The organism is Mesorhizobium sp. M0676 (genome assembly GCF_040320535.1).
GTDB lineage: Bacteria > Pseudomonadota > Alphaproteobacteria > Rhizobiales > Rhizobiaceae > Mesorhizobium.
Genome location: NZ_JAMYPU010000027.1, coordinates 1 through 12248 on the forward strand (window position 1 = coordinate 1; position 12248 = coordinate 12248).

The 12248-nt window shown below is 61.3% G+C and carries 12 protein-coding genes; 9 read left to right on the top strand and 3 right to left on the bottom strand.

Going from position 1 to position 12248, the window contains the following annotated elements; genetic code table 11:
* Positions 1-921 (top strand): ABC transporter substrate-binding protein (locus NKI35_RS24705; RefSeq protein ID WP_352654919.1); only part of this gene is annotated, 921 nt, incomplete at its 5' end.
* Positions 922-1033: 112 nt separating this feature from the next.
* On the opposite strand, the gene NKI35_RS24710 is transcribed toward NKI35_RS24705, so the two are convergent.
* Together NKI35_RS24710 and NKI35_RS24715 are read right to left on the bottom strand one after the other, a co-directional pair.
* A complete protein-coding gene (locus NKI35_RS24710) occupies positions 1034-1951 on the bottom strand; it encodes a HEPN domain-containing protein (protein WP_352741681.1) in 918 nt (305 codons plus the stop codon).
* A 1-nt stretch (position 1952) separates the two neighbouring features.
* Entirely contained in the window at positions 1953-3020 is a 1068-nt protein-coding gene (locus NKI35_RS24715; RefSeq protein WP_198024374.1) for a DUF262 domain-containing protein, read from the bottom strand.
* Between the two features lie 186 nt (positions 3021-3206).
* On the opposite strand from NKI35_RS24715, the gene NKI35_RS24720 reads away from it, so the two are divergent.
* Positions 3207-4889 (top strand): tetratricopeptide repeat protein, encoded by a 1683-nt coding sequence (locus tag NKI35_RS24720; RefSeq protein WP_023724878.1) that lies wholly within the window; start codon positions 3207-3209, stop codon positions 4887-4889.
* 29 nt (positions 4890-4918) lie between these two features.
* Here NKI35_RS24720 and NKI35_RS24725 read toward each other — a convergent pair whose 3' ends face one another.
* Complete coding sequence (locus NKI35_RS24725) at positions 4919-5776, bottom strand: hypothetical protein (protein ID WP_352741682.1); 858 nt, start codon at positions 5774-5776, stop codon at positions 4919-4921.
* A gap of 145 nt (positions 5777-5921) precedes the next feature.
* Here NKI35_RS24725 and NKI35_RS24730 point away from each other — a divergent pair, with 145 nt between their 5' ends.
* From NKI35_RS24730 to NKI35_RS24760, 7 genes are all read left to right on the top strand, one after another.
* Positions 5922-6554: a DUF4129 domain-containing protein gene (locus NKI35_RS24730; RefSeq protein ID WP_352741683.1), complete on the top strand. Its 633-nt coding sequence runs from the start codon at positions 5922-5924 to the stop codon at positions 6552-6554.
* Entirely contained in the window at positions 6551-7759 is a 1209-nt protein-coding gene (locus NKI35_RS24735; RefSeq protein ID WP_352741684.1) for a DUF4350 domain-containing protein, read from the top strand. The genes NKI35_RS24730 and NKI35_RS24735 overlap by 4 nt, the downstream gene beginning before the upstream one ends.
* Positions 7746-8702 (top strand): AAA family ATPase, encoded by a 957-nt coding sequence (locus NKI35_RS24740; RefSeq protein WP_023705787.1) that lies wholly within the window; start codon positions 7746-7748, stop codon positions 8700-8702. Before NKI35_RS24735 ends, NKI35_RS24740 begins: the two co-directional genes overlap by 14 nt.
* On the top strand, positions 8699-10009 hold the full coding sequence (locus NKI35_RS24745) for a DUF58 domain-containing protein (RefSeq protein WP_352741685.1): 1311 nt from the start codon (positions 8699-8701) through the stop codon (positions 10007-10009). The genes NKI35_RS24740 and NKI35_RS24745 overlap by 4 nt, the downstream gene beginning before the upstream one ends.
* On the top strand, positions 10006-11025 hold the full coding sequence (locus tag NKI35_RS24750; RefSeq protein WP_352741686.1) for a stage II sporulation protein M: 1020 nt from the start codon (positions 10006-10008) through the stop codon (positions 11023-11025). Before NKI35_RS24745 ends, NKI35_RS24750 begins: the two co-directional genes overlap by 4 nt.
* A complete protein-coding gene (locus NKI35_RS24755; protein ID WP_352741687.1) occupies positions 11012-11878 on the top strand; it encodes an RDD family protein in 867 nt (288 codons plus the stop codon). Before NKI35_RS24750 ends, NKI35_RS24755 begins: the two co-directional genes overlap by 14 nt.
* Positions 11879-12013: 135 nt before the next feature.
* The gene (locus NKI35_RS24760; protein WP_352741688.1) at positions 12014-12244 is read left to right on the top strand and encodes a hypothetical protein; all 231 of its coding nucleotides are present in this window, start codon (positions 12014-12016) and stop codon (positions 12242-12244) included.
* Positions 12245-12248: the final 4 nt, after the last annotated feature.

The following is a 12248-nucleotide window of genomic DNA, read 5'->3' on the forward strand; positions in this document are numbered from 1 at the left end:
GCCGAGACCAGTGCGGAGGTGAAGCGCAAGGACAAGCCCTGGTGGAAGGGCGACTTCTACCTCGACGGCATCAAATGGGTCGATTACGGCTCCGACCCCAACGCCATGCTGTCGGCGTTCGAATCCGGCGAAATCGACACCGACCACGAGACCGCGTCCGACGCCGTGTCGCAGACCGAGCAGATGGGCTTGTTGAATTCCGAGATCGCCACCGGCTCGACCATCGTTGCCCGCTTCAATGTCGGCAACGCGCCTTATGACGACGTCAAGGTGCGCCGCGCCGCCCAGCTTGCGGTCGACAATTCGGCCGTGCTGGCGCTCGGCCTCGGCGGCCGCGGGAAGCCTGCCGACAATCACCATGTCGGCCCGATGCACCCGGAATTTGCCGATATCGGCCCGGCCAAGCGCGACACGGAACAGGCCAAGAAACTACTCGCCGAGGCCGGCAAGACGGACCACGAATTCGAGCTGATCTCGGTCGACGTCGAATGGCAAAAGAGCACCGGCGATGCGATCGCCGCGCAGATGCGCGAGGCCGGCCTGAAGATCAAGCGAACCGTGCTGCCCGCCGCGACCTTCTGGAACGACTGGAGCAAATACCCCTTCTCCACCACCGAATGGCTGGGACGCCCGCTCGGCGTCCAGGTGCTGGCGCTGGCCTATAAATCGGGCGCCGCCTGGAACGAAAGCGCCTATGCCGACAAGGAATTCGACACGCTTCTCGACAAGGCGCTGGCAACGCCGGACGCCGCCCAGCGCAAGGAGATCATGGCCAGGATCGAGCAGAATCTGCGCGATGCCGGCATCATCATCCAGCCCTACTGGCGCTCGGTCTACCGCACCTATCGCAAGGGCGTGCAAGGCTGCGAACAGCACCAGTCGCTGGAGCAGCACTTCGAGAAGGTGTGGCTGGAGGGCTGATCCACGATGTGCTGCGCTGTCGTCATGTATATTTTGAATACGAGGCGATTGCGCAGCACCACCCCACGTCACTCATTTGGTACTTTGACCATATTCCGACTCTGGAACTCGCCTAACTAAATAGCTCAAGTGGAGATGTAGATATCCCGCGAGCGACCACCATACCCAACGACTTTCGAGCTAGGACACCTGCTTTCGCAGACGGTCTATCCGGATATTTCTTAATAGCCCTGCTAGCGATCGTGGGTCGCTCTACCCAGGCGCCATTTGCCAGTTCATCGATAAACCTCACGCGATGGGTAACGGAATTCACCTTCGCATCCAGCGACTGAGTGTTCGAAGTCCCTCTAATTATCTTGCCGACATCGCAGGCCAATATATCAGCCGCTATTCCAATGACGATGCCGCTACGGATACTCGATTGGAGAGTGCCAGTCGGTATATTCCCAGCTGGGTCATGGGCGCTGGAGTGACGCGCTTGGGCTAATGCCTTATAGTCGTTTTCAAGACTGAGACTTGCCGCTCCTATTTGACGAGCTATCGCATCTAATTTTCCCCAAGCGTTGTTAACGCTGAATGACGCAAACCCTTGCTTGATGTCCTCGTGTCCAACATTTGATCCACTCGGGCTAAATCCAAACGACGTATAGACTGGAGGCACTGCACCAAAAGACGCAACTAAAGACAAATTAGTCTCTACGAAACTTAATTTCGCCAAGCTTTCCTTAATGAAGTAGGCCTTATTGCTTAAACCAGAAACCGAGTCTACCGTGAAAAACTTTTTCATTTTTTCAGGAAGCGACTGATACGCTAACGCTGATCTTGCCACCTCCTTTACCAATTCCTCGAATATTGACTTTAGGTATTTCTCAAGAAGAGCAAACGCTGAAACGGCAAGCCCATGTCGAAGGATTCTTGCGCTAACGTTGTGAGGATCGGTGATGGGTAATCGGTCAAGCAGCAGGGCATCATCACTGACCTTCAGCATAACTCCAAGAGCATCAAAAAATTCCCCCCGAAAGACGCTCATCTTAGATTTCTTCCAGAAGCTCCCTCATCTTTCCCACACGATACCTTATCCTCTGTGGGGTATTCGTCCCAGTCCTGACCGCCTTGTCAAATTCTGGCTCTTGAAAAAGCTTTCGCGTTTCCGAAATAACCCTGCCAGTATGAGCGATAGCATTGTTAGCGGTGTTGCCAGTTATTTGAGACGCGGCGATCATTTGCGCATCATACATTCCGGCCAACGTCTGATCTCTCCATCCAGCTCCCTCCGGCCGCCTGAAGGCATTGTCGCCCCAGATTGCATTGCATCGTTCGATAGCATCCTGAAACTTGTGAGCAAGATCGTTGATTTCTCCCGTGTCCGCTCGTTGATTTCTACGCATAAAATCATCCATCTCTTTTACAAGACTCCCGCTAAACTGATCGAATCGATCTTGGAGAGTTAGGAAACGGAGAACGTATTCAGCATCGTCCATTTCCCGATATGCTGCGGACTTTTGATTATCTATCTTCAGCTGCTTTCGTAAGAAATAATCGCCAGATAAGGCATAGATGCGGTCATTTAACTCGCCTCGAAACGCGACATTCCTTATTTCCTGAGCGTTCAAAGCCTCCCCTCCTCGATTCAACCTCAGGAACACCTCGTATTTCAACAATGGGTCCGTTTGCTTTAGAAGTGTCACAACTCTTAGATACGGGCGCAGGCGCAAGGAGTTAGTTATTTCTGTTGGCAAGCCCTCAAACCGCACTCCGTCAGCTTCAACTAATCTTTCAAGATTTCTTAGACTAAATCTCCCAGAAATGTAGTCTGCTATCGCTCTGAGTCGCTGTTTTCCGTCAATTGCTGTGTACGTTCCGTCCAATTCTTCGGCAAGATATACGGGCGGAACTGGAACATTGAGCAAAAAGGACTCAATCAGGGCAGACTGCTTTTCGATCGACCAACGTTCCCTTCGCTGAAAACCGGGCTGAAGATCAATGGCTTGGCTTTCCACCATGTCAGCTAGTGTACCGAGAGGGAGGTCTGCTGTCTGAACCACTAGCTTCGACTGGGCTTCTCGGAAGCTTGCGGTTATGTCGTTGTGCAAAATCACTTATCCACTCCCCAGCTGACTCTCGCGAATACAGCACCATCCACCTTTATACAGCAAGGGCTATAGCGATTCTGTCCGCGAGGATCTTCTCCGACGTTATGCCGCCAGTGGCTATCAAGGCCGTATTGCCCTTAGATGTATGACCATCGGATAGAAAAGCCAAACCCGCCATGTTCTGGAGAACACATGGACCATTTCGACCTCGGCACCTATCGCCGCCCCATCTCCACCGCTTCGGCCGAGACGCAGCGCTGGTTCGATATCGGGCTGAACTGGTGCTACGGCTTCAACCATGAGGAAGGCATAAAATGCTTCGAGAAGGCGCTGGAGACCGACCCTGATTGCGCCTTCGTGCATTGGGGCATCGCCTATGCCGCCGGGCCTTTTTACAACCTCACCTGGAAGGAACATGGCAAGGACGAAGCGAACCGCGCCGCCAAACGCTGCTTCGATCATGTCCAGCTCGCGCGGGCTGTTTCTGCGAGCGCCAGCCCCGTCGAGCAGCGGCTGATCGATGCGCTGGCCGCCCGCTTCCAGCAGCCGCATGGCGTGCCCGCGGAATTCGAACAGTGGGATAACGCCTACGCTGCCGCGATGCGGCAGGTTTATCGCGACTTTCCCGACGACCATGACGTGATGGCGCTTACCGTCGAGGCGCTGATGATGCGCACGGTGCGGCGGCTGTGGGATTTGAAGACCGGCAAGCCGGCGCCGAATTCGGATGTGCTGGAAGCGCTGGGGGTCTGCGAGCGCTCGATCCGGCTGTCGGACGAAGCAGGTACTGCGCCGCATCCGGCGATTCTGCACCTGCACATCCATCTGCTGGAAATGTCGACGCAGCCGGAACGCGGCATACGCTCGGCCGACCTGCTCGGTACCATGTGCCCCGATGCTGGCCACATGAACCACATGCCCGGGCATATCCATGTGCTGTGCGGCGACTACGAGAAGGCGAAGCTTGCCAGCGAAAAGGCGGTGCGGGCCAACGACCTCTATCTCGCCTATGCCGGTGAGACGACCTACTATTTGCTCGGCTGCTGCCACGACCTGCATCTGATGATGTTCACCTGCATGTTCCTTGGCCAGTACCAGCCGGCGCTGTGGGCGGCCGACAAGGTGCGCAGCCTGGTCACGCGCGACGTGGTCGCCATCCAGGACCGGCCGAAGCTCACCCAGACGGTGGAGGGCTATCACGCCATGCGCGCGCACGTGCAGGTGCGCTTCGGCCGCTGGCAGGAGATCATCGACGAGCCAATGGTGGCGGAGCCGGAACTCTACGTGCTGACCGCCGCCATGCAGCACTACGCCAAGGGCGTCGCGCACGCTACGCTCAAGCAGTTTTCGGCCGCCGAGCGCGAGCGCGAAAATTTTCGCCGGCATATCGAAGCCATCCCACCCGAGCGGCGCTTCCTCAGCAATCCGACGCGGGCCTCGCTGGCCGTCGGCGCTGCCCTGCTCGACGGCGAGCTCGCCTATCATCAGGGCCGGCACGATGAGGCCTACGCTCATCTGCGCCACGCGGTCGAGCTCGACGACAATCTGTCCTACACCGAGCCATGGGCCTGGATGCACCCCCCGCGCCATGCGCTGGCGGCTCTGCTGCTCGATCAGGGCCACACTGAAGAGGCCGAGCAGGTCTATCGCGACGATCTCGGCTTGAGCGGCAGGGTGCAACGCTGCGCCCAGCACCCCGACAATGTCTGGGCGCTGCACGGGCTGGTGGAATGCCTGAAACGGCGCGGCGAGAGCGTGGAGATGCCGGGGCTGCAGGCGAAGCTTGCCGGAGCGCTGACCAAGGCGGATGTGACGATCACCTCGTCATGCCTGTGCCGAACGAGCGTGCAATCGGAGCATAGCTACTGCCACTGAATCCGTGCGGCTCGACCGCTGCATGGCCGTCAGGAGAAAATCTCCGCCAGCTCGTCGACGCTGGTGCCTTCCTTGACCTGGCGCAGCTCGATGTAGGTGACGGCGATCGCCACCGAAATTACCGCCGAAACGATTGTCGACAGCAGGCTGCTTCCGATGGCGGCGGCAATGAGTCCGGTCGTGCTGATACCGCCGCTCACAATTGCAGCCTGAAACAGCAAGGTGAAAACCGCTTGTAGCCCTATCGCAACAATGCCGAGGACGAGAAACAGCGCGAATATCCGCCAGCGGCTTCCCTTCGTCAGCGCCCTGCTTCGCGAAATCGAGGCGAAGACGCCAGGCCTTTCCTGAACCGCGACGGGCACGGCCACCGATATGCTGATCAACCACATGGCTATGGGGATAAGCGACAGAAGTGCAATCACGCCGCCGACGATGGGGATGGCCATGGTGATGACCGTTAATATCATCGCCACCAGAAACATTGCCACGATGATCACAAGACCAATTCCGAGCGTGGGGAGGAAGCTGCGCAGGGCTATCTGAATGCAATCGCCAATCGACGGGCGCTTGCCGTTCAAATCTTCGATTGTCGCTCGTACCAGCGCCGCCTGCGCCAGAAAGGCCAAGATCAGGAGCACCAGGCCGGCAATCATCGAAACGGCACCATAGCCCGCCATAGCCGATTGCTCGAAGCTCGCCCCAGGTACTGCTATCTTTGCAATCTGTCTAAAGCTCCAGATGTTGTACAGCAGCGCAGGCAGCGTCGAAAAAAGGCCGACGATGGCGGCAAGTGGGACGAAGCTTCGTCCGATTACCGAAAACGTATTGCTGAAAGCCCTGCCGATGCTGAACCGTTCCGGCCGCTCGCTCGCGATTGACGTCATGTTACATTCCCCCCGACTAATGGATACCCGAAATCAGAAAGTATAAATCACCGATATTGATACTTGCGGTTGCCGCCGCTTGCAATTGCCTTGGCGTATTGTCAGTGTCGGCCCGCGAACCGCAGGTTGCAGGGGGGGCGAAAAGGTGACTGCTGCACAGCCGGACGCTGCGCAAGCCGAATGGCTGGCCAAACTGCACAAGCAGTTGCTGTCGGACGATTCGATCCAGTTCGACCTGCCGGCCTACAGACCACCCGAGACCCCCGAGTGGCTAAGACCGCTGGGCGAGTTCCTGAAATCGCTCGGCCCTTACACGATCTATCTGTTCTGGGGGGCCGTGATCACAGGTGCCGCAATCATTCTGCTGCTGATTTTGCTTGAGGTGAAAGGCGTCGCCTGGCGCCTGCCCTGGTGGCGCAAAAAGAGCGTGACCGAGGCGGAAGCGACATGGCACCCCGACGTTGGCGCCGCGCAGGTCCTGCTGTCGGAAGCCGATGCGCTCGCCGCCCGGGGCAATTACGACGAGGCGGTGCATCTCCTGCTGCGCCGCAGCGTTGCCGACATTGCCGGCCGCCTGCCCGACTTCCTGCGCCCGTCGCTGACCGCGCGCGATATCGCGGGAGCGGCGTCGCTGCCAACACGGGCGCGTGGCGCCTTTACCCATATCGCGCGCATCGTCGAGGCGGCGTTGTTCGCGCGCCGGCCGGTCGGGCCCGAGGGCTGGCAGGAGGCGCGCAGCGCCTATGAGCGATTCGTCTTCAGGGATGCCTGGACGTGAGTGACGCGACAGCCGAGATCGCCCAGCAGGAGCCGTTCAGCCGCAGGACGCTGTTCTGGGGCATTTTCGCCAGCCTGCTCGCGGCCGCGGGCTTCTTCCTGTTGTCCACCTATGCGCCCGACTTTCGCCAGCCGAGCGTCGGTGGCGCAACCCCGCTGTCGAAGAGCGGCATCGGCTATGCCGGCTTGGCGGAATGGCTGGAGCTGACCGGCGAAGCGCCCGACATGGCGCGGTCCGACAGCGATCTTCAGATCGACACGAACCTCCTGATCGTCACCATTTCGCCCGACAGCGACCCGGATGCGCTTGCCAACATCATCAAGCTTCGCAAGGGCCTGGATACGCTGTTCGTGCTGCCCAAATGGGCGACCTTGCCGCTGGCCTTGCACGAAGGCTGGGAGATGAAGATCCAGCGGCTGCCGGATGTGGTGGTCAACGACTGGCTCGGCCGCATCGCCAAGGCCAAGCTCGGCGAAGGTGAGACCACGGTCAAGCAACTCGACGTCTCAGGGCAAATGGTCAGCGTTCCCGGCCAGTTGCAATGGGTGGCCGACGAACACCCGCTGATTGCCGCCGGCAACGGCAAGGCCGTGCTGACCGAGGTCGAAGACGAGCGGTTCTACATTCTGACGGACCCCGATCTCATCAATAACGCTGGCTTGAAAGATCCCGACAAGGCGGCGGCGGCGCTCAAGCTGATCGAGCTCCTCCAGCCCGAAGAGGGTGCCGTCATGTTCGACCTGACGCTGCATGGCGTCGGGCGAAAATACGATCTCGCCAAGCTTCTGGTCGAGCCGCCCTTCCTGGCGCTGACGCTGACCATCCTGGCGGCGGCGGCACTTGCCTTCCTGCATGGCCTTGGCCGGTTCGGGCCGCCACGGGCCGATCAGCGCGCCATCGCCTTCGGCAAGCGCGCGCTGGTCGATACCACGGCGATGCTGTTGCGCCGCGCCGGCCGGCTGGAGGAACTGGGCGACCGCTATGGAGCACTGGCACGCGTGCGCGCCGGCGCGCTGCTCGGCGCGCCGCACGGTTTGCAGGGCGAAGCGCTCGACCGCTGGCTCGATTCCCGCGACAAGGACGAAGCCGGCGGTTTCACGACCCGCCTGCAAGCTGCGAACGCGGCAAAGACCCTGACACAAATGCATGATGCAGCCGAAAAGCTGCACGACTGGACGGCAAGGAGGCTCGGTGAACGTCGATGATGTGAAGGCCCTGGCGACACAGATCAGGGAAGAGGTGGCCAAGGCCATCACCGGGCAACACGATACGGTCGATCTGATGCTCACGGCATTGTTCGCCGGCGGGCATATATTGCTCGAAGGACCGCCGGGCACGGCCAAGACGATGACGGCGCGCTGCTTTGCCCAGGCGCTGGGCGTCGCCTATGGCCGCATCCAGTTCACACCCGACCTGATGCCCGGCGATATCGTCGGTTCCAACATCTACAATTTCCAGACCGGGCAATTCACGCTGACGCGCGGCCCGATCTTCTGCGACCTTTTGCTCGCCGACGAGATCAACCGCACGCCGCCCAAGACCCAGGCTGCCCTTTTGGAGGCGATGCAGGAGCATGCCGTCACCTTCGACGGCACCACTCATGCGCTCGGCCCGAACTTCATGGTGGTGGCGACGCAGAACCCTATCGAACACCAGGGCGTCTATCCCCTGCCCGAAGCCCAGCTCGACCGTTTCCTGTTCAAGCACCGGGTGAGCTACCCCGGCGCGCAAGAGGAAAAGGCGATCATCATCCACCATGGCGGCGGCACCGCCTCGCACGATATCAAGCAATACGGCATCACCGCCCAGGCCGACCGCAAGACGCTGGAAAAGGCGTTGGCGACCGTCGGCGAGGTCACGCTTGTCGACGACGTCGTGGACTATATCGCAAGGCTGGTGCGGGCCACGCGCGAAAGCCCCGACCTCGAGGTCGGCGCCAGCCCGCGCGCGGGCGCCATGCTGGCGAGAGCTGCACGGGCTCGGGCAGCGCTCGACGGGCGTGCCTATGTCATCCCCGACGACGTCAAGGCGCTTGCCGTGCCGGCGCTGCGCCATCGCGTTATCCTGTCGCCGGCGGCGCAGATCGACGGCCGCCTGGTCGAGCAGATCGTCACCGACCTTGTCGACCAGACGGAAGCGCCACGTTGATCTATCCGAGCGGCCGGGCAGTCTGGGGAGGTGCGGCAGGTGCAATACCGGCCTTCCTGATCGCGCTCGCACTGCCGTCGCTGTGGTATCTCGGCCTGTTGTGGATTTGCGTGCTGCTTGCTTTCCTGGCCGTGGACGCCGCCGCCGGACGCGGACGGGCTTCGCTGGATGCCAGCATCCATGCCCCGCCACAGGTCAGCGTCGGCGGCCAGTTCACCGTCCATGTCACCGCCGGGCTCAGCGGACGGCCGCGCGCCGTGCAGGCTCGTCTTGGCCATGACGAGCGGCTGGAACCGGTGGGCGGCACCGGCGGCGCATCGACCGCCGAGGCCGGCAGCGCATCGCTCGATCTCAGATTTCAGGCGCTGCGGCGCGGCATTGCCAGGTTCGATCGCCTGTGGGTGCGCTGGCGCGGGCCGTTCGGGCTGGTCTGGAACCAGGTGGTGCTGCCGATGGACGGCAAGGTGGCGGTGCTGCCCAACGTCAGCAGCGCCCGCGACGAGGCGATCACGCTTCTGCAGCGCCAGGCGCTGCCCGACGGACATGCGCAGCGCCGCGCCGGCCAGGGCCGCGAATTCGAGGCGCTCAAGGACTACCAGCCCGGCATGGGCCGGCGCATGATCGACTGGAAGCGCAGCGCCCGCCACGGCAGGCTTCTGGCGCGCGAATTCCGTATCGAGGAGAACAACAACATCGTGCTGGCCATCGATAGCGGCCGGCTGATGTGCGAGCCCGTCGACGGCGTGCCGAAGGTCGACCGCGCCGTCACCGCAGCCTTGCTGTCGGCGTTCATTGCGCTGAAGGGCGGCGACATGGTCTCCCTGTTCGGCTTCGATGCGCGGCCGCGCGTCTCCAGCGGCGCCGTGCGCGGCTCCGCCAGCTTCGCCATGATCCAGAAGCGGGCGGCGGAGATCGACTATTCCACCGAAGAGACCAATTTCACCCTGGCGCTGACGACCCTTGCAGCAAAGCTCGACCGGCGTTCGCTGGTGATCATCTTCACCGACTTCGTCGATCCGATCAGCGCCGAACTGATGCTGCGCACCGTCGGCCGGCTCACCGAACGGCATCTGGTGCTGTTCATGATGATGAAGGATGTCGAACTGGAGACACTGGCCGACATGCCGCCGGACGCACCGGAGGATGTGGCGCGCTCGGTTGTCGCCGGCGGGCTGCTGCGCGAAAGGCAGGTCGTCATCGGCAGGCTCAGGCTGCTCGGCGCGCATGTCATCGAAGCCGACCATCAGAGGCTCGGGCCGGCACTGGTCGAGCGCTATCTCGAACTCAAGCGAGAGGATCTGTTGTGAACGCGCTGGTCGGCAAGGATGCGGTGCGGCAGTCGCTGGCGAGCTTCCGTTCGGAGCGCGAGGCCGACTGGAAGGCGTTCGAGGCGCTGCTTGCCCGGGTCGAGAAACGTGCGCCACGCACGCTATCGGAAGACGAACTGCTGTCGCTGCCATTGCTCTACCGCTCGGCGCTGTCCTCGCTTTCGGTGGCGCGGGCGACCTCGCTCGACAATGCGCTGGTCAGCTATCTCGAAGCGCTTTGCCTGCGCGGCTACTTCTACCTCTATGGCGCACGTCGCGGCTTGCGGCAGCGCATCGGCGACTTCTTCCTGCATGACTGGCCGCATGCCATTCGCGATTTGTGGCGCGAGACCTTGCTGTCGGTCGTCCTGACCTTTGTCGGCGCCGGCGCCGGCTACTGGCTGGTGGCCAAAGACAAGGGCTGGTTCGACGCCATCATTCCGCCGAGCCTGGCCGGGGGGCGCAACCCGGATGCCTCGGCCGAAGTGCTGCGGCAGGTGCTTTATGACGGCACCGAGAATAATTTCCTGTCGGGCTTCGCCGCCTATCTGTTCACGCACAATGTCCAGGTGGCGATCCTGGCCTTCGCGCTGGGCTTTGCCTTCGCGGTGCCGAGCGTGCTCTTGATCCTGATGAATGGCTGCCTGCTTGGCGCGATGTTCCAGATCTACGTCGCCAAGGGGCTCGGCCTGGAGCTGGGCGGATGGCTGTCCATCCATGGCACCACCGAGATGTTCGCGATCGCCTTGGCGGGCGCCGCCGGCATGCGCATCGGCACACGCATCGCGTTCCCCGGCGAACTGACGCGGATGACGGCCGCTGCCGATGCCGGGCGCGTGGCCGCAACCACGATGGTCGGCGTGACGATCATGCTTTTGTTTGCCGGCCTGCTCGAAGGCATCGGCAGGCAGGTGATCACCAGCGACGTGACACGCTATGCCATTGGCGGCGTCATGCTGACGCTGTGGCTTTGCTATTTCTATGTGTTCAGGGTGGTGCGGCATGGCGACCGCTAGGCGCGCTGCCGTCTCGACGATACGGCCGCTGATCACGCCGGAAGGGGTCGATCTCCGGATCAAGCTCGCCGATGCCGGCACCCGCGCCGCCGCCTTCCTGCTCGACTTTGTCATCATCATCGTCACGGCGATCGTGATCTCAATCATTGCACTGTTCGGGCTGGCCGGCCTCAAAGGCGAAGGCGCGCAGCCGCTGTTCATCGTCTGGATCATCCTGATCTTCTTCCTGCGCAACGCCTATTTCATCGTCTTCGAAGCCGGCCGCCGCGCCGCCACGCCCGGCAAGCGGATGCTCGGCATCCGGGTGGCGTCGCGCAGCGGCGCCGGCCTGTCGATCGATCAGGTCATTGCCCGCAACCTGATGCGCGAGATCGAGATCTTCCTGCCGCTGTCGATCATCCTCGGCCGCAGCGAGATGGGGCTCGCCGACACGCTGACGACGATCTTCGGACTGGTGTGGACGCTGCTGTTTGCGCTCTTCCCGCTGTTCAACCGCGACCGCATGCGCATCGGCGACCTTTTGGCCGGAACGTGGGTTGTCGAGGCGCCGAAACTGGCGCTGGTCGAAGACCTGTCGCAACGCCAGGACACCACCACCCGCGCATTCCGCTTCACCCAGGCGCAGCTCGATGCCTATGGCATCGCCGAACTGCACAAGCTGGAAGAGGTGCTGCGCCGCGACGACTATTTCGCGCTGAAAGCCGTGGCCGAAACGATCGGGCGCAAGATCGGCATGACGATCGAGCCGGTCGATTCCAGGGCCTTCCTCACCGCCTATTATGGCGAGCTGCGGGCACAGCTTGAGCGCAAGCTTTTGCTGGGGACGCGTAAGGCGGATAAGTACCAGCGGTAGATCGGAGTTCGGGATGCCGGCTCAAGTTAGCGAAGCGGAAAAAGCCAGAATAGAACGCGCCATTCAGGCGGCAGTCTCCGGATCCTGGAAGGAATTTGCAGAACTCACCGACGAACCGTTTCCAACGATGCATCGATGAGGGAGCAATTCGGAGATACTTCTTCCCGACTTCAGCAAGCCGACGGAAATTGGGAAATGACCTCAGGCATAGGTATCGTGCCTGACGGCAGCGCGCGCCTGATCACAGTCTTGATCAAGGCGCCGCCCACCGTGGATATTGTCCTGACGCTGCACAGCACGAGCGATCGGGATGACAGCACGATCAGCATCTGGACGTTCTTTCAGCAGGTGAATTGGGGCGATTAGGCAT

Bases quoted from the DNA above. Each gene is read 5' to 3' on its own strand.
- NKI35_RS24710 (WP_352741681.1), bottom strand. From the start codon at position 1,951: ATGAGCGTCTTTCGGGGGGAATTTTTTGATGCTCTTGGAGTTATGCTG.
- NKI35_RS24720 (WP_023724878.1), top strand. From the start codon at position 3,207: ATGGACCATTTCGACCTCGGCACCTATCGCCGCCCCATCTCCACCGCT.
- NKI35_RS24725 (WP_352741682.1), bottom strand. From the start codon at position 5,776: ATGACGTCAATCGCGAGCGAGCGGCCGGAACGGTTCAGCATCGGCAGG.
- NKI35_RS24755 (WP_352741687.1), top strand. From the start codon at position 11,012: ATGGCGACCGCTAGGCGCGCTGCCGTCTCGACGATACGGCCGCTGATC.
- NKI35_RS24760 (WP_352741688.1), top strand. From the start codon at position 12,014: ATGAGGGAGCAATTCGGAGATACTTCTTCCCGACTTCAGCAAGCCGAC.